The sequence below is a fragment of the Haematomicrobium sanguinis DSM 21259 genome (assembly GCF_000688395.1).
GTDB classification, from domain to species: Bacteria; Actinomycetota; Actinomycetes; order Actinomycetales; family Micrococcaceae; genus Haematomicrobium; species Haematomicrobium sanguinis.
This window is the reverse complement of the sequence record NZ_JIAG01000001.1, coordinates 202,191-220,060: the sequence shown is the minus strand read 5'-3', so window position 1 is coordinate 220,060 and position 17,870 is coordinate 202,191. Positions and strand designations below refer to the sequence as shown.

At 62.2% G+C, this 17,870-nt stretch carries 14 protein-coding genes; 12 read left to right on the top strand and 2 right to left on the bottom strand.

Translation table 11 applies throughout. The annotated features are described in order from the left end of the window. Positions 1-18: 18 nt before the first annotated feature. Positions 19-1,314, top strand: a complete 1,296-nt coding sequence (locus O148_RS0101000; RefSeq protein WP_026529435.1) for a M18 family aminopeptidase — start codon at positions 19-21, stop codon at positions 1,312-1,314. An 88-nt stretch (positions 1,315-1,402) separates the two neighbouring features. Here the strand turns inward: O148_RS0101000 and O148_RS0100995 are convergent, their stop codons facing one another. Then, positions 1,403-2,824: a PucR family transcriptional regulator gene (locus O148_RS0100995; RefSeq protein ID WP_026529434.1), complete on the bottom strand. Its 1,422-nt coding sequence runs from the start codon at positions 2,822-2,824 to the stop codon at positions 1,403-1,405. A gap of 146 nt (positions 2,825-2,970) precedes the next feature. Here O148_RS0100995 and O148_RS14015 point away from each other — a divergent pair, with 146 nt between their 5' ends. From O148_RS14015 to O148_RS0100945, 10 genes are all read left to right on the top strand, one after another. Then, positions 2,971-4,563 carry a sodium-dependent transporter gene (locus O148_RS14015; RefSeq protein WP_035744193.1) on the top strand — a complete coding sequence of 531 codons (1,593 nt, stop codon included), beginning with the start codon at positions 2,971-2,973 and terminating at the stop codon, positions 4,561-4,563. Continuing rightward, on the top strand, positions 4,560-4,697 hold the full coding sequence (locus tag O148_RS17290) for a methionine/alanine import family NSS transporter small subunit (RefSeq protein ID WP_075204227.1): 138 nt from the start codon (positions 4,560-4,562) through the stop codon (positions 4,695-4,697). Before O148_RS14015 ends, O148_RS17290 begins: the two co-directional genes overlap by 4 nt. A gap of 400 nt (positions 4,698-5,097) precedes the next feature. Continuing rightward, a complete protein-coding gene (locus O148_RS0100980) occupies positions 5,098-6,537 on the top strand; it encodes an aminobutyraldehyde dehydrogenase (RefSeq protein ID WP_026529433.1) in 1,440 nt (479 codons plus the stop codon). Between the two features lie 20 nt (positions 6,538-6,557). After that, complete coding sequence (gene gabT / locus O148_RS0100975; RefSeq protein ID WP_026529432.1) at positions 6,558-7,922, top strand: 4-aminobutyrate--2-oxoglutarate transaminase; 1,365 nt, start codon at positions 6,558-6,560, stop codon at positions 7,920-7,922. Between the two features lie 249 nt (positions 7,923-8,171). Next, positions 8,172-9,116: a carbohydrate ABC transporter permease gene (locus O148_RS0100970; RefSeq protein ID WP_075204226.1), complete on the top strand. Its 945-nt coding sequence runs from the start codon at positions 8,172-8,174 to the stop codon at positions 9,114-9,116. 7 nt (positions 9,117-9,123) lie between these two features. Further along, on the top strand, positions 9,124-10,074 hold the full coding sequence (locus O148_RS0100965) for an ABC transporter permease (RefSeq protein WP_026529430.1): 951 nt from the start codon (positions 9,124-9,126) through the stop codon (positions 10,072-10,074). Between the two features lie 91 nt (positions 10,075-10,165). Beyond that, positions 10,166-11,944, top strand: coding sequence for a type 2 periplasmic-binding domain-containing protein (locus O148_RS0100960; protein WP_026529429.1), 1,779 nt, complete (start codon positions 10,166-10,168; stop codon positions 11,942-11,944). A 123-nt stretch (positions 11,945-12,067) separates the two neighbouring features. Next, positions 12,068-13,300, top strand: coding sequence for a thiolase family protein (locus O148_RS0100955; RefSeq protein WP_276203057.1), 1,233 nt, complete (start codon positions 12,068-12,070; stop codon positions 13,298-13,300). Next, positions 13,297-14,073: an enoyl-CoA hydratase/isomerase family protein gene (locus tag O148_RS0100950; RefSeq protein WP_026529427.1), complete on the top strand. Its 777-nt coding sequence runs from the start codon at positions 13,297-13,299 to the stop codon at positions 14,071-14,073. The genes O148_RS0100955 and O148_RS0100950 overlap by 4 nt, the downstream gene beginning before the upstream one ends. Then, positions 14,070-14,930, top strand: a complete 861-nt coding sequence (locus tag O148_RS0100945) for a 3-hydroxyacyl-CoA dehydrogenase family protein (RefSeq protein ID WP_026529426.1) — start codon at positions 14,070-14,072, stop codon at positions 14,928-14,930. The genes O148_RS0100950 and O148_RS0100945 overlap by 4 nt, the downstream gene beginning before the upstream one ends. 111 nt (positions 14,931-15,041) lie before the next feature. Here O148_RS0100945 and O148_RS0100940 read toward each other — a convergent pair whose 3' ends face one another. Next, positions 15,042-15,449 carry a hotdog fold thioesterase gene (locus O148_RS0100940; protein ID WP_026529425.1) on the bottom strand — a complete coding sequence of 136 codons (408 nt, stop codon included), beginning with the start codon at positions 15,447-15,449 and terminating at the stop codon, positions 15,042-15,044. A 119-nt stretch (positions 15,450-15,568) separates the two neighbouring features. Here O148_RS0100940 and paaZ point away from each other — a divergent pair, with 119 nt between their 5' ends. After that, entirely contained in the window at positions 15,569-17,734 is a 2,166-nt protein-coding gene (gene paaZ, locus O148_RS14010) for a phenylacetic acid degradation bifunctional protein PaaZ (RefSeq protein WP_051619662.1), read from the top strand. Positions 17,735-17,870 lie beyond the last annotated feature (136 nt).

Here is a 17,870-nt window from a genome sequence, read left to right as displayed (position 1 = left end):
CCCGCGTAGGATCAAACCATGACTTCCACCTCTGCTCCGAGTACTGACGCGCGCGAACACGCCCTAGATCTGGGCGAATTTGTGGCGGCGTCGCCGTCGTCGTTTCATGCTGTGGCAACTGCCACCGATCGTTTGAGCGCGGCCGGATATTCGCCTTTGGACGAGAGTGACGACTGGTCCTTGGAGCCCGACGGCAAATATTTTGTGCAGCGTGACGGGGCGTTGATCGCGTTTGCGTTGCCGGGCGATGTGAGCGCGGCGACGGGGTTTCGGATCTTGGGGGCGCACACGGATTCGCCGAGTTTCAAGCTGAAGCCGCATCCGGATTTCAGCACCGCCGGGTGGAAGCAAGCGAACGTCGAGATTTATGGTGGGCCGCTGTTGAACTCGTGGTTGGACCGTGAATTGCGGTTTGCCGGGCGGATTAGCGACCGCGCCGGGCGCGAATATTTGGTGTCGACGGGCCCGATCGCGCGGATCCCGCAGCTCGCGATTCACCTGGACCGCGGCGTCAATGAGGGGCTGAAGCTGGACAAGCAGGTGCAGGTGCAGCCCATTGTGGGGACCGCGGCCGCGGCTGGGGATGCGGCGGGCACCGGGATCTTGAGCGTGCTGGCAAAGCAGGCGGGAATCGCCGTCGAGGACATTGCCGGCGCGGATGTGGTCGTGGCAGACACCCAGGCGCCGCGGCTATTCGGAGACGCTGAACAGTTCCTGGCCTCCGGGCGCTTGGACAATCTCTCCAGCGTTCACGCCGGGCTGATGGCGCTCCTGGACACCCGCGCGGATGGTGCCATTCCGATGCTCGCGGCGTTCGATCACGAGGAAATCGGCTCCGGATCCCGCTCTGGCGCTGCCGGTCCGTTCCTGGAGGACGTTTTGGTCCGCATCAACGCGGGGCTTGGCGGCGATGCGGTGATCTACCGCCGCGCGATTGCCGAGTCCTGGTGCGTCTCCTCCGATGCCGGGCACCTGGTTCACCCGAACTACCAGGGCCATCACGACCCGATCAACCGTCCAGCCCCAGGGCGCGGTCCGCTACTGAAAATCAACGCGAATCAGCGATATACCACCGATGCGCCGGGCACCGCCATGTGGATGCAGGCGTGCGCCGATGCCGGGGTTTCCACCCAGGAGTTTGTGTCGAACAACCAGGTCCCGTGCGGCTCCACCATTGGCCCAATCACGGCCACGCGATTGGGCATTCGCACGGTGGATGTGGGGCTCGGACTCCTCTCGATGCACTCCGCACGCGAGATGTGCCACATCGAGGACGCGCTGGCCCTCCGCCAGGCGATCGCCGCCTTCTTCTAAGCAAATTTAAGCGCCTTTCTCGGTTTTCAGCGCCGTATATGCCGCTGAAAACCGAGAAAGGCGCTTAAATTTGCCGGGGGGGGAGGGGTTAGGGGTGGTGCGCCTCCAGCGCGAGGTACAGGTGCACCCGGTCCGCCGTCACGGCCGGATTGAACCCGGTGAGCTCATGAATTTGCGCCAGCCGGTACCGCACCGAATTGCGATGCAGCCCCAACTCCTCCGAGACCGCCCCCACCGAACCGTTCAACGCCAAATACGTTCGCAACGTCTCCACCAACTGCCCGTGATGCTCCCGATCAAAATCGGCGAGCGGCGTGATCGTCTCGGCAGCCATTTGCCGCATCGGTCCGTCATCATTGACCAAGAGCAGCGAGGAAAGCGTCAACGTCCGCGGACTATTCACCCGCTCACCCTGCCGCAGCGAATCCAGCGCCTCCACATAGCTGCGGTGCAACCCGCGCCCGCCCGCATACGCGCCGCCGACCCCGATCGTCGCGGTCAGCCCCGCTCCATACAAATACTCGGAGAGCGCCCGGGCTCGGGCGGCCGGATCATCGGTTTCCGGAACCACGAGCGCCAGGCGCTCATCCACCATGGCGCTCACATGATGTCCGACGGCGTCCGGCAGGCTCATGCGCGCAAGCCCACTTCTCTGCCCGCTCGCCACCTGGGCAATAATCACGGAGTACCTTACCGAGGCATCGACACCGGCAGCGGCGAGCCTGGTGGACGAGTCGGCATCGCTGAGATAACCGCGGAACACATCGCGGACCAGGTGCCCGGTCGACACCCGGGCGCCGCGCAAGTTCCGCGCGCGGTTACTCAGCTCCAAACCGATCAGGCTTTGCGCATACTCCACAATGGGATTGCGCTCAAACGGTTCCTGGACCGCGAGCGTGCAGCGATCCTTCATCCCGGTTGCCACCGGAAACCTCTCCCACCGGGCCCCGGCGGCTGCACGCGCCCCGACTACGCCGCGGCCGATCTCCGTACCGTATTGGCTCAAACTCACGGTAGCGCCGAGCACTCCGGCAAGCTCGTCCAGAAACCCTGACAGTCCCTTTCCCGCGAGCAGGGCTCCCGCCAACAGGTGATGTTCACGAACGAGTTTCTGCATCCCGTCGACGTGCTCGGCAGTCAGCGCATCCGCGACAGCCTTGCCAATGGCTATGAACGGTGTCTCATAGGGAACCTCAATGAGCGGCAGCGAGAGTTCCTCGGCTTGAGCGAGCAATGCGCCGGGGATCTTCTGGTGTGCCAGACCCACACCGAAGCCCACCGCAACTACCCCTGCAGAGTGAACATGCGTGATGAAGTCTCTTTGCGCCGCCGTCGTACGCAATTTCAATCCGGTGGTCAAAACTAACTCGCCGCTGCCGAGAAAGGGGTGCGGGTTTTCGAGCTCGGTGACCGCCGCCCAGGTGATGGTCGGCGAGGGGGCGCCGAGCGGGGTGCGCGCGCTCAAGCGAAGGTCGCGTTGCGCCAGCAACGATGCCAGAGTCAGGGCCATGACACCACTATAGATTGTGCATCTGCACGAGCGATCGGGCGTACAGCGAGGCGCCCAAAATGTGGACTCGCTCCCTGCGGTGTGCCGCGCACCACAGCAATCGGCCTACGATGTTACCTGTATCGCATCGATGGAGGGTTTACTCAATGAGTACTCAAACGCGCCGGGCGCCCCGCACAACGCGGGAAACGTGGTCCGGCAGAAAAGTGTTTATTCTCGCCGCAATTGGATCCGCGGTGGGCCTGGGAAACATTTGGCGTTTCCCATATGTCGCCTATGAGAATGGCGGCGGCGCCTTTATTTTCCCGTATTTGGTCGCGCTGCTGACCGCCGGTATTCCCCTGTTGTTTCTGGATTACGCAGTAGGTCACAAGTACCGCGGCTCCGCACCGCTGGCGTTTCGGCGGCTCAACCGCAAGGCCGAAGGATTGGGCTGGTGGCAGGTTGGGATTTGCTTTGTCATCGGCCTGTATTACGCGGTCATTATCGCGTGGGCGGCAATGTACACGTTCTTCTCCATCACGAAGGCGTGGGGAGACGATCCGGAAACATTCCTCTTTGGCGAATTCCTCAAAGTGAGCGACTCCGAGGGGCTCACTTTTGAATTCGTTCCGCAAGTGTTAATTCCGCTGGTGTTGGTGTGGCTCGTGGTTTTGGTCATTCTCGCGCTCGGCGTGCAAAAGGGCGTGGGCCGCGCCAACGTCATTTTCCTGCCGCTATTGATGGTGATGTTCCTGGTGCTGGTCATCCAGTCACTATTCCTGAACGGCGCGGCCGAGGGGCTGAATGCGCTCTTCACGCCGGACTGGTCCAAGCTCGGCGACCCGGCCATTTGGGCGGCCGCCTACGGCCAGATCTTCTTCTCGCTTTCGGTGGGCTTTGGCATCATGGTGACCTACTCGAGCTACCTGAAGCGCAAGACGGATTTGCCCGGCTCCGGATTTGTGGTCGGTTTCTCCAACTCCGGCTTTGAAATTCTTGCCGGTATCGGCGTGTTCGCGGCGCTCGGGTTCATGGCCGCGCAAGCGGGCACCCCGGTCGGCGAAGTCGCCTCCTCCGGAATCGGCTTGGCCTTTGTCGGCTTCCCCACCATCATTTCTCAGGCACCGTTAGGCGCGCTGCTCGGCGTGCTGTTCTTCGGGTCCCTGGTATTCGCCGGAATCACCTCGCTAATCTCCATCATCGAGGTCATCATCGCCGCGATTCAGGACAAACTCGGCGTCTCACGCGTGAAGGCCACCTTGGGCGTCGGCGTCCCGATGGCCGTGCTCTCGGTGCTGCTTTTCTCCACCACGTCTGGGCTCAGTTTGCTGGATGTCGCGGATAACTTTGTCAACCAATTCGGCATTTTGCTTGTCGCGTTCGTGACGATTATCGCGCTCACCACGGCGTTCAACGCCCTGCCGAAGCTGCGCCGCCACTTGAATCGGCACGCGAGCGTCAAGCTCGGCGTGTGGTGGCAAGTGGTGGTCGGCGGCGTCTCCGCGGTGGCGCTCGGCTACATTCTGATCGGCACCGTGACCTCCACGCTCAAGGACGGGTACGGGGATTACCCGGCCTGGTTTATCGGGGTGTTCGGCTGGGGAATGGCCGGCGCGTTGATCGTGGTCTCGCTCATCCTCTCCATGATTCCGTGGAGCTCGAAGTCCGCCGACGCCGAGAGCGCGGATATTGAAGAAGTCATTGAGGCCGAAGAGGCGCAGGACGCCGCAGAATCCACCGAGGAGGTCAAAGCATGAGTGCCGACGCAATCATCATGCTCATCATTGCCATCGTGACGGTGTGGGGTGGTCTCGCGCTCGCGTTGATCAACCTGGCCCGTCACCCGGAGGCGGAGGAGGACATGCCAGAGGAGCCCATCCGCGAGCTCTAACCCTCCCCAAATCGCCTCCCCTAAATCGACTGTGCAGAACACGCACGCGACACGCCGTTAAAGCGTGCATTATCTGCACAGTCGATTTCGAGTGCGCACCGGTGCGAAGGGGAGTCGGGTGACGCGCGGCTTTTGGCCGCCCCGCGCCTTTCTCGCGCAACTCACTGATGTTCGACGGCGGTGACTCGCCTTAAGAAGGTGGGTCACCGCCGTCGTTCCTTACCAAGGCAACCCGCCCCCCTCCTCATCTGTGTAGCAGTTAATGCCCATCCGGGGCACGAACATGGGCATTAACTGCTACACAGATGAGGAGGGGGTAGTGCAGGTGCACTGCCGCTTGCGCCGATCGCCGTGCAGGTTGCCGTTACCCAGCTCACACGCTGCGCGTAAGGTCGGGAACATGAGTACCGATGCACCCCTCCTGCAGAATTTCATCAACGGGCAATTCGTCCCCGCGCGCGGCACCGCGACCTTTGACGTCATTAACCCCACCAACGGGGAAACGGTCGCCAAGGCCCCCATCTCCAACGCGGACGACGTTGACGAGGCCATGAAAGCCGCCGCCGACGCCTTCAAAACTTTCAAACGCACCACCCCCAGCGAACGTCAAGCCATCCTGCTCAAAGTTGCGGACGCGATGGAAGCCAACAGCGAGGCGCTCGTCGAGGCGCAACACCGCAATACCGGCCAGGTCAAGAGCATCATCGCCGATGAAGAGGTCGCCGTCGGCGCCGACCAGGTCCGCTTCTTCGCCGGTGCCGCGCGCACCCTCGAAGGCAAGTCCGCCGGTGAGTACATGGAAGGCTTCACGTCCTATGTGCGCCGCGAACCGGTGGGCGTTGTCGCCCAGGTGACCCCGTGGAACTACCCGCTGCTCATGTTCATCTGGAAGATCGCCCCGGCCATCGCCGCCGGGAACACGATTGTGCTCAAGCCGAGCGACACCACCCCGGAATCCACCCTCGAATTCATGCGCATCACCCAGGACATTATCCCGGCCGGCGTGCTCAACATTGTGCTCGGCGACGCGAAAACCGGTGAAACGATGACCACCCACCCGACCCCGGCCATGGCCTCGATCACCGGATCCGTGCGGGCGGGCAAGGCCGTCGCACAGGCCGCGGCCACGTCCAACCCGATCAAGAAATCTCACCTGGAACTCGGCGGCAAGGCCCCGGCCGTCGTCTTCGCGGACGCCGACCTGGAAGCCACCGCCAAGGCCATGGCGGAATTCGGGTTCTTCAACGCTGGCCAGGACTGCACCGCGATCACCCGCGTGCTGGTTCAAGACACCGCGGTGGAGGAGATGAAAAAGCTCATGACCGCTGCCGCAAAGGCCACCCCCACCGGCAACGCGGATGACAGTGAAAACTATTACGGTCCGCTGAACAACATCAACCACTTCAACACCGTGAGCGCCGCGCTCGACGCGCTCCCGGAGCACGCGAACATCTTGACCGGCGGTGAGCGCGTGGGCGATAAGGGCTACTTCTTCGCGCCCACGGTGGTCGCGGATGTCAATCAGGATGATGACATTGTCCAAAACGAGGTCTTCGGCCCGGTCTTGACCATCCAAGCCTTCAGCACCGAAGAGGAAGCGATCGAGCTGGCCAACGGCGTTGGATACGGGCTCGCCTCCAGCGTCTGGACGAGCGACCACGGCACCGCGATGCGCGTCTCCCGGGACCTCGACTTCGGCGCCGTCTGGGTCAACACGCACGTCATGCTCACTGCCGAAATGCCACACGGCGGCTTCAAAAACTCGGGCTACGGCAAGGACCTCTCGCTCTACGGCCTCGAAGATTACACCCGCATCAAGCACGTCATGCACGCGCTCTAACGCACCCCCGAAGGAACACCATGCCTACCCAACCTACGTTCCGTGTGGAACAAACCCGCCACATTTCAGAGTTCCCCGGCCCCCGCTCGCGCGAGCTCGCCGCGCGGCGGGAGAAGGTGGTCGCCAAGGGCGTCGCGTCCACCGTCCCGTTTTATGCAGCAGAGAACGACGGCGGAATTCTCACCGATATCGATGGGAACCGTTTCATCGACTTTGGTTCTGGAATTGCGGTGACCTCGGTGGGCGCCTCCGATCCCAAGGTCGTCTCCGCGGTGCAGGATCAGGTCGCGCGCTTCACCCACACCTGTTTCATGGTCACCCCCTACGAGGGGTATGTGGAACTTGCCGAGAAGCTGACTGAGCTGACCCCCGGTGAGCACGAGAAGCGCTCCGTGCTGTTTAATTCCGGTGCCGAAGCCGTCGAGAACGCGATCAAAATAGCCCGCGTGGCAACCGGGCGGACGGCCGTGGTTGCTTTCGATCATGCCTATCACGGCCGGACGAACCTGACCATGGCTTTGACCGCGAAGTCGATGCCCTATAAGCACGGTTTCGGGCCGTTTGCGTCCGACATTTACCGCATGCCCATGAGCTACCCGTACCGCGAAGAGGGCGCTGTTGACGGGGTTGCGGCGGCGAAGCGGGCGATCACCATGATCGAAAAGCAGATCGGTGCCGATCAGACCGCCGCCATCATCATTGAGCCCATTCAAGGCGAGGGCGGATTCATTGTCCCGGCCGAGGGCTTCTTGCCGACCCTCGCCGCGTGGGCACAAGAGAACGGTGTGGTCTTCATTGCCGATGAGGTTCAGTCCGGATTCTGCCGTACCGGGCAGTGGTTCGCGGTGGATCATGAGGGCGTTGTCCCCGACCTCATCACGATGGCCAAGGGCATTGCCGGCGGCATGCCGCTCTCTGCCGTGACCGGACGCGCGGATCTCATGGATGCGGTTCACCCCGGTGGCTTGGGTGGCACCTATGGCGGCAACCCGGTGGCGTGTGCAGGAGCGCTCGCCGCGATCGAGTCGATGGTCGATTACGATCTCAATGCCCGCGCTCAAAGTATTGAAGACACCGTCATGACGGCGCTCAAGGAGGTCGCCGGAGAGGTCGACATCATTGGCGATGTGCGCGGACGCGGAGCAATGCTTGCCATCGAATTGGTGCAGCCGGGCACCGGAGAATCCACTAAGGAACCGAACCCGGAAGCGGCCAAGGCGATTGCCGCAGCGTGCCTGAAAGAGGGCGTCATCATCCTGACCTGCGGGACCTTCGGAAACGTGATTCGGCTTCTGCCGCCGCTCGTGATCGGCGAGGAACTTCTGCGTGATGGGATTGATGTTTTCACCACTGCGATCCGTCAAGTGGCGGCAACTTCGGCATAGCAGCTGATTTTCCCAAGAGTCCCGCTTCCTAGTGAGGGAGCGGGACTCTTGCGCGTTCTAGGTCATTTTTGTGGGTGGCGACGCTCGGTTGCTAAACCGCGCCAGTTGCTCAAAGGTCAAATGTCTGCAACCATATCCACTAAGCGATGTGAGCGGTGTCACCGTCAGGTTTGAGGCGGTTTTGCGCCGCAGTTTAAATCGAATCACTGGCGTATGAATTGGCATATGCACGGAAAGGGTTGGGTACATATGACGATTGCACCGCCACAGCCTAAAACGAAGGCAAACAAGACGCGGGAACCTCGGCGCAAAATGGCGTTGCCGATGTCGGACAAGATCACCATCGCGATCTTCACGGTCCTGCTCACACTGGGTTCGCTCGCCATCCTCTACCCGATCGTGTACATCCTGAGCGCGTCGATCTCGGACCCGCAGGCCGTCTCGGACGGTCGGGTCTGGCTCTGGCCGGTCGACTTCAGTCTCGACGGCTATAAGGCCCTTTTCGATTACCAGTCCATCCCGCGCAGCATCCTGAATACCCTGCTCTACGTGGTCGGTTCCACGTTTGTCGGGGTGGTGTGTACGGTGCTCGCGGCCTATCCGCTTTCGCGGCCGGACCTGCCCTTTAAGGGTGTCTTCTTGGTGATCTTCCTGATCCCGATGTTCTTCTCTGGCGGCATCATTGCCAGCTACCTGGTGTTCAACCAATTGGGCATCATCAACACGATCTGGGTGATGATCCTCCCCGGCGCCGTCTCCGTCTTTAACGTGATCATTGCGCGCACCTTTTTCCGCGTCACCATCCCTGACACGCTGCATGAGGCCGCAAAGATCGATGGTGCCAGCGATTTCAAATTCTTTTGGCGCGTGGTTCTGCCCATGTCCAAGCCGATCATTGCGGTGACGGCGCTGTTGTTCGCGGTGGGCGCGTGGAACAACTACTTCTCCGCGTTGATCTACCTCAACGATGAGAACCTGTACCCCTTGCAACTGGTCATGCGGCAAATTTTGATTCTGAACCAAGTGGACCCCGGTCAGATTGCCGATACCAGCTTGCTCGCTCAACGCGAGGCGTTACGAAACCAATTGAAGTTTGCGCTGATCGTCATCACGATTGTGCCGCCGCTTGCCATTTATCCGTTCGCTGCTAAGCACTTCAAGCAGGGCATCCAACTCGGCGCGCTGAAAGGTTAAAGAAAATATGAGTACTCAACTTCTCAGCGATAAGGCGCGGGCCCGGAAGAATACCTGGCGCAGGGCACGTCAATCCTGGCAGCTGTATTTGATGCTGCTGGTACCGATCATTTTCCTGGCCATCTTCGTGTACATGCCGATGGCCGGCGTGCAGATCGCGTTCCGGCAGTTCAACCCGGTGGATGGTATTTGGGGGAGTCCGTGGGTGGGCTTCCAGCACTTCATCGCCTTCTTCCAGTCCTATCAGTTCTGGAATGTCATCTCGAATACCCTGATCCTGCACATTGCCGGGCTCATTGTGGGCTTTCCGCTCCCGATCATTCTGGCGGTCATGCTCTCACATATCGCCCGCCGCTGGTTTGCCAATGGCGTGCAGATGATCACTTACGCGCCGTACTTCATTTCGGTTGTGGCACTGGTGGGCATTATCTTCCTGGCAGTGGACCCGAGCTTCGGCTATGTCTCGAAAATTTGGGAGTTCTTCGGTCAACAGCCGCCGGACTTTATCTCGGATCCCGCCTGGTTCCGCCCCATGTACATCCTCTCCGGAGTATGGCAGAGCACCGGTTTCGCCGCGGTCATCTACCTTGCTGCGCTCTCCGGGATCGATCCGAACCTGCATGAAGCAGCGCGCGTAGACGGCGCCTCTATGCTACGGCGTATTTGGCACATCGATATCCCCGGAATCATGCCCGTCATCAGCATTACGCTGTTGCTCAACCTCGCGAGCATCCTTTCGGTGGGCTATGAGAAGGTACTGCTATTCCAGCGCCCTTCCAACTACAGCGTCTCCGAAGTGATCGATACCTACGTCTATAAGATCGGTTTCACCTCGCAGGTTCCCCAGTACTCCTATGCGGCCGCCGTCGGCGTCTTCCAATCCGTGGTCGGGTTGATTCTCTTGATCACCGCAAACTGGATTGTGCGCCGGACCTCGAAGGGAAATGAATTCTTCTAGACCACGCGGGTAGATGCGCAGCGGCGCGCACTCGCCTCGCCACCCAGCGTCCAACACCATCTCATTCTCAACACATCACACAAGGAAAATCATGAACAACTGGTTTGCAAAGAGGCAAGCATCGGCCGCTCAACCCTCACCGACCCGGCGCACCGTGCTCGGCGGATTCCTTGCGCTCAGCGTTGCTGGCGCGATCACCGCCTGCTCCGGCGGAAGCAATCAAGGCGCTAACACCACCGCGCCCACCGACTTCCTAGATGCTTTGCCCTCGGATCGGGTCATGCCGAAGAAGGGCGGACCGGCAAAGACGGAAACCCCTAACGTTCCCTATCCGGAAGGCTACGAGGGGCCCAAGGCTTTTTCGATTGAAAAGATTGTGGACCGTCCGGTCAAACTCAAGATCGCAATTCCGCAAAGCGCCATTGCCGGCAACTGGGAAAACAACAAGTTCACCAAATGGTACGCCGAGCGCACCGGGGTGGACGTGGAGTGGATCACCCTCCCGGGCGAAGCCCAAGACGCGGCGACCCGCTTGAACGCGATGTTCTCCTCCAACGATCTTCCGGACATGATTTCCGGCGGCCACTTGACACCGACACAAACATTTTCCTGGGCGCAACAGAAGCAACTGATTCCGCTTCAAGGGCTCATGCAGGACTACGCACCCAACACACTGGAAGCGGTCAAGAGCTACGAATTCAACTACAACTCCCAATTCGCGCCGGATGGGAACCTGTACTCCTTCCCGGACATCAATGACTGCTACCACTGCCGGTTTTTCTGGAACAAGGCGTTCATTTACAAGCCGTTCCTCGAGCAGATTGGCATGGAGGTGCCGACCACGCTGCAAGAACTCGAAGACGCAATGACCGCAATCGTGGAGAAGACCGACGCCGAATTCGGGTTCTCTTCCTATGTTGAGATCCCCATTGACTCCTATTTCCCGCAATCATGGGGCTACTCGACAACCGATCCGTGGTTGATCGTCAAGGACGGCAAGGTTGACGTCTCCTTCAAGCAAGAGGGCTGGCGAAAGTCGCTGGCCTATATGGCATCCCTGGTCGACAAAAAACTTCTCGACCCACGCCACTTCAACCAAACATCTGAGCAAATGCAGCGGCTCACGGCGGCGAACAAGGTGGCCGTACTCGGTGTTACAAATGAGGGCGCTGTGTCTCCGGACCTGAAGGAACAGGTCAAGTGGCAGGAACTCGGACCGCTCAAAGGACCAGATGGCGCCCAGGTCGCGACGTGGGACTACAACATCGGCATCAACTTTGGCCAAGCCGCGATCACCAGCGCCTGCCAAACCCCTGAAGTTGCCATTGCTTGGTTGGACAACCTCATGGAGCTAGAGACCACGTTGCGCAGCAACTTCGGTGCGCTCGGTGAAGAATGGAATTGGGGCAAACCCGGCGAATTCGGCGCCAACGGACGCAGCGCGCTGTACTCGGTCACGCCAGTGCCCGAAGGCAAGGCACGAGTAGGTGCATGGGTCGATCAGAAGATTCTCTCCTACCGTTCCGTGGACGTCCGCGACGGCCAGGCGCAGAACAACACCGGCCAAACCCAAGAGCAAGTCAAGGCCGCCTATGAGGCGCGCAAGCAGCGCTTCGAGCCCTACAAGGAGCCGGAGGACCAGCAGTTCCCGCTGGTGTTCCAGACTCGTGAACAGGCCGCGCAGTTGCCGGACGTACAGGTGACGCTGACCAACTTCGTCAAGCAGACCATGCAACAAGTGGTCGAGGGGAAGATCGACTTTACCGATGATTCCGCCTGGCAGAAGTTCCAAAACGACCTGACCTCGCGCGGCTTAGACACGTATTTGCAGATCAATCAGGCAGCATTCGACGCCAGCAAGAACAATTAAATAAGCACCTCAATGTGACGGCGCGTTCCGGCACCTGGGCCGGGACGCGCCGTCGTGCTTAATGCACCGGTAAGCACGCGCCAAGCGTGTTGACCTACGCAACCCGCCATGACACTCTAATTAGTGAACGAGCGGTCAGTAATTCTTGAGGGCAAAGGAGCTCGCGTGGCGCAGGCGCTGTTGGTGGATGGTGTTCGGACCCCGGTGGGTCGCTATGGCGGTGCGCTTTCGAGTGTGCGGCCGGACGATCTTGCGGCGCTGACCATGAAGTCGCTGATTGAGCGTACTGGGATCGACCCCGGGCGCGTTGACGAGGTCATTCTCGGGAACGCGAACCAGGCCGGTGAGGACAATCGCAATGTGGCGCGTATGGCGTTGCTGCTGGCGGGCCTGCCCAACACCATTCCCGGCATTACCGTGAACCGGCTGTGCGCCTCCGGGCTGTCTGCCGTCGCGATGGCCGCGGACATGATCAAGGCGGGATCCGCCGATGTGGTGATCGCCGGGGGCGTCGAATCGATGAGCCGCGCGCCCTGGGTGATGGCCAAGCCCGAGCGCGCGTTTGCGAAGCCCGGCGACGTGTTTGATACCTCGATCGGTTGGCGCTTCACAAACCCGCAGTTCAGCCCCGAAGACACCCTCTCCATGCCGGAAACCGCCGAGCGCGTCGCCGAGCTGGACGGCATTAGCCGCGAGGATGCTGACGCGTTTGCCCTGCGCTCGCACCAACGGGCGCTCGCCGCGCAGGCCGCCGGGCGTTTTGACGCGGAGATCATTCCCGTCACGGCGCGCGCCGGGAAGTCCACGGTCGAGGTCACCGCCGATGAAGGCCCGCGCGCGGACACCTCCCTTGAGGTGCTTGCTCGCCTCAAACCCGTGGTGAAGCCCGACGGCGTGGTGACCGCCGGAAACTCGTCCTCCCTTAATGACGGGGCCAGTGCCGTCCTGGTGGTTTCCGAGCGGGCGGCCGCGGATTTAGGCTTGACGCCACGCGCACGGGTTTTGGGCGCCGCGCACGCAGGCTTGAATCCTGCCGTGATGGGGCTCGGCCCGGTGTTTTCCACGCAAAAACTTTTGGGGCGCCTGGGGCTCGGCACCGATGACTTCGGTGCCATGGAACTCAACGAGGCTTTTGCCAGCCAAGCACTCGCGTGCATGCGGCGACTGGGGCTGGACGAAGACGTGGTCAACGCCGACGGTGGCGCGATTGCCCTGGGGCATCCGCTCGGTTCCTCAGGCTCCCGCATTTTGATCACCCTGCTGGGGCGCATGGAGCGCGAAGGCGCTGCGCGCGGTCTCGCGACCATGTGCGTCGGCGTAGGGCAGGGGACGTCCTTAGCGGTGGAGGCGCTGTGAGCACACCGGCACTCTCCGCGCTGACAACGCTCGAGGTCACCGAAGCGCCAGACCGCCTGGTGGTGCGCCTGAACCGTCCCGACGTGCGCAACGCCATCAACCAAACCATGGTCGACGAGCTTCACGCGGTCTGCGAGTACCTGGAAAACACCCCCAAGGTACTAATTCTCATGGGAACCAGCACCGAAAAGGGTGCGGTCTTCGCGTCCGGCGCCGACATCGCCGAACTGCGCGAACGCCGGCGCGAGGACGCACTCAAAGGCATCAACGCCAACCTCTTTGTGCGCATCGCCGCGCTGCCGTTGCCCGTCATCGCAGCCATGGACGGCTGGGTGTTAGGCGGCGGCGCCGAGCTCGCCTACGCGGCGGATTTCCGCATCGGCACCGATCGCATCAAGATTGGCAACCCGGAGACGTCGCTCGGGATTCTGGCAGCCGCCGGTGCGTCGTGGCGGCTCAAGGAGCTCGTGGGGGAGCCGCTCGCCAAGGACATTCTCCTGGCCGGACGCGTCCTGAATGCCGAAGAATCCTTAGCCTGTCACTTGGTCACCTCCGTGCACGCGCCCGAAGATCTCGAAGCAGCCGCCCAGGAACTTGCCGACCGCATTACAGCGCAGGCGCCCCTCGCTCTGGCCGCAACCAAGCGCGCGTTTGCCGCGCCCCGCGAAGAGCACCCAGCCATTGACGGCCGCGAACAGGCCGAGCTCTTTGAATCCGAGGAAAAATTTGCCCGTATGGACGCGTTCCTGGCGCGGCGGAAGGCGAAAAAATGACGCACACACTCCCCGAAAACGTGGCCGTGATCGGCGGCGGCCGGATGGGATCCGGCATCGCCCACGCCTTTCTGACAGGTGGCTCCCGCGTAGTGGTGCTTGAAGCGAACGACGACGCCCTTACCGCCGCCCGCACGCGCGTCACCGAAGCGGTGCTCGCCTCGGCAGAGCGCGGGAAACTATCCGAGGACATAGATGCCGTGCTCGCGCGGCTCAGCGTGGAACTCGTGAGCGACGCCGAACGCGCGCTTGCCGGAGTTTCCCTGGTCATTGAGGCGGTTCCCGAAGATTTTGAACTCAAGGTGAGCGCGCTTCGGGCGGCCGAGGCGGCCGCGGGCCAGGACGCGGTGCTCGCCACCAACACGTCAAGCTTGTCGGTGACGGACCTGTCTGACGCGCTGGCACACCCGGGGCGGCTTCTCGGCTTGCACTTTTTCAATCCCGTTCCTGCATCGAAGCTCGTCGAGATCGTGGTGGGGGAACGCACACCGCCGGAACTCGTCGAGGATGCGCGTGGGTGGGTCGCGGCGCTCGGCAAACAGCCGATTGTGGTCAAGGACTCGCCGGGTTTCGCGTCCTCGCGGCTCGGGGTCGCCCTCGCGATCGAGGCCATGCGCATGGTCGAAGAGGGAGTCGCGAGCGCCGAGGACATCGACCTCGCCATGGAACTCGGGTACAAACATCCCGTCGGTCCGCTGAAAACCACCGATATTGTTGGCCTCGACGTGCGGCTCGGGATTGCCGAATACCTCGCCGAGACCTTAGGCCCGCACTTCACACCGCCGCAGATTCTGCGCGAGAAAGTGGAGCGCGGCGAGCTGGGCCAAAAATCTGGTCAGGGTTTTTACACCTGGTAACGCCCCGCCCCACCCTCCCTCGTTTCGCATCCCCGTACCGCATTTAAAGAGCCCCATACGGTGCAACTTTTGCGGTACGGGGATGCGAAACGCGTGGCAACGAGGGTGGGGCTAGGGAAGCTCGCGCAAGAGGTTCGTAATCCGCAGCGTACAGAGGCGTTCGCCAGCCTCGTTCTCGATCAGAACCTGGTGGCTCGTCACGGTGCGCCCCAAACTGATCGGCGTCGCCGTGATCGTCACGAACCCGTCCCGCGCGCTCTTGTGATGAGTCGCGGTCACGTCAATCCCCACGGCCGTCTTGCCCAGCGTCGACGCGTGAATCACCGCCGCCCAGGACCCGACCGCCTCACCCACGGCCAGCGACGCACCCCCGTGCAACAGTCCAAAGGACTGCCGATTCCCGGCCACCGGCATCCGCGCCACGACGCGTTGAACCGACTGCTCCAGGATTTCGACACCCATTTTCTCGTCCAGCTCGCCCAGAGTAATACGCCATAAATCGGGTTCCATCTCAGCCATGATCCTTACTCTAGACGCACCCCATGCGCTACAGTTGGATTACCGACCGAGCGTTCAGTAATTCGCGCCGCGCCTGCCGCAACCAGCGGGCGCCCGGCCGCGCTAAAGGAGAGTCAACGATGACCGAGACCGCCACCCGGCTCAGCACCGTCCCCAGCTACGTCCTGGACGAATGGTGGACCCCCGAGTCCACCCCGGCCGATGCGCCCACCGCACGCGACGCGAACACCGGCGACCCCATTGCCAAGGTGAGCACCGATGGCTTGGCGATGAACGCCGTCGTCCATCATGCCCGGACCACCGGCCAAGGCAACCTTGGCGAACTCACCATTCACCAGCGCGCACTCAAGCTGAAGGAGCTGGCGCAGTATTTGAACGCGCGGCGCGAGGAGTTTTATGCGATGTCCGCGCAGACCGGCGCCACCAAGATCGACTCGATGATTGACGTGGACGGCGGCATTGGCGTGCTGTTCACGATGGCGTCCAAGGCGCGGCGCGAACTGCCGAATGCGAACGTGGTGGTGGACGGGCCGGCGGAGGTGCTCTCCAGGGATGGCTCGTTCCTCGGCACGCACATGTACACGCGCGTGCCGGGGGTCGCGGTGCAGATCAATGCGTTTAATTTTCCGGTGTGGGGCATGCTGGAGAAGTTTGCGCCCGCGTTCATTGCCGGTGTGCCAACGATCGTCAAGCCCGCGACGCCGACTGGCTATTTGACCGAGGCCGTGGTGCGCGCCATGATCGAATCCGGGATCCTGCCGGCCGGGTCGCTGCAGCTCATTTCCGGGTCGGCGGGCGATCTGCTCGATTACCTCGACTACCGCGACATTGTCGCCTTCACCGGCTCCGCGTCCACCGCGAACAAGCTCAAGCAGCTGGGTTCCATTGCGCACGGCGGCGTGCGTTTCACCGCCGAGACCGACTCGCTCAACGCCGCGATCCTGGGGCCGGACGCGGGGCCGGACACTCCCGAGTTTGAGGCGTTCATCCGCTCGGTGGTCACCGAGATGACCGCGAAGGCGGGGCAAAAGTGCACCGCCATCCGCCGGGTGATCGTTCCTGAGGCGCTGAAGAACGACGTCGTTGCCTCCTTAAGCGCGCGCCTCACCGACAAGGTGCGGCTGGGTGATCCTCGCGCGGAGGGCGTCTCGATGGGGGCGCTCGCATCGCTGGATCAACTCGCCGATGTGCGCGCCGCGGTGAACGCGATGATCGCCGCCGGTGGCGAATTGGCGTACGGGTCGCTGGACGCGCCCGAGGTGCTGCGCCGGGACGGATCGGTCGGCGTTGTTGCGGACGGCGCGTTCATGGGGCCGGTTCTCTTGGAATGGGCCGACGGGGTTGCTCCCGAGGTGCACTCGGTGGAGGCGTTTGGGCCGGTGTCCTCGGTGCTGACGTACTCGGATGCAGTGGAAGCGGTGGAGCTTGCGGCGCGTGGGGCCGGATCCTTGGTGGCCTCGGTGTGCTCAAACGATCCGCTCTTTGTGCAGGAAGTGTCGCGAGGGATTGCCGCGCATCACGGGCGTGTGTTGGTGCTCAACCGCGAGGATGCGCGCACGTCGACCGGCCACGGTTCGCCGGTGCCGCACCTGGTGCACGGCGGGCCAGGGCGTGCTGGCGGCGGCGAGGAACTCGGCGGAATGCGCGCGGTGAAACATCACATGCAGCGCACTGCCGTGCAGGGTTCGCCGAACATGCTGACGGCGGTGACCGGTGTGTGGCATGCCGGTGCCGATCAGCGTTTGGCTGGCGCCGAAGCGTACGGGGGCGCGGCCACCGAGGTGCACCCGTTCCGCAAGTCCCTTGCCGAACTGCGCATTGGCGACGGTTTAGTCTCCGAATTGCGGGAGGTGACGCTGGAGGACATCACGGCCTTTGCGAACTCGACCGGGGACACGTTCTACGCGCACACGAATAAGGAGGCCGCCGCGGCGAACCCGTTCTTCCCGGGGATTGTGGCACACGGGTACCTGCTGATTTCTTGGGCGGCTGGACTGTTCGTGGAGCCCGCGCCGGGCCCGGTGCTCGCGAACTACGGGCTGGAGAACTTGCGGTTCATCACCCCGGTCGCCGCTGGCGACTCGATCCGCGTGGTCTTGACCGCGAAGCAGATCACCCCGCGCGAGGACCAAGAATACGGCGAAGTGCGTTGGGATGCGGTGCTGTACAACCAGAATGAGGAGATCGTCGCGACCTACGATGTGCTGACTCTGGTGGCAAAACAGTGGCCGATGGCACCGGCTGCGGACACTGGTTCGGAGGGCACCGCACGTCTGGACGCTTAGCGTTGTGCCCAAGTACCCCCGCGTGGGGCGAGGCGCGTGCGGGGGGCGAGTAACGCCGTCGTGCCTCACTGAACCCTTTCTGTTGCCATTCCGTTATACAGGTTGAGGCGAACCCGATCGCTGACGCGGCACGTGC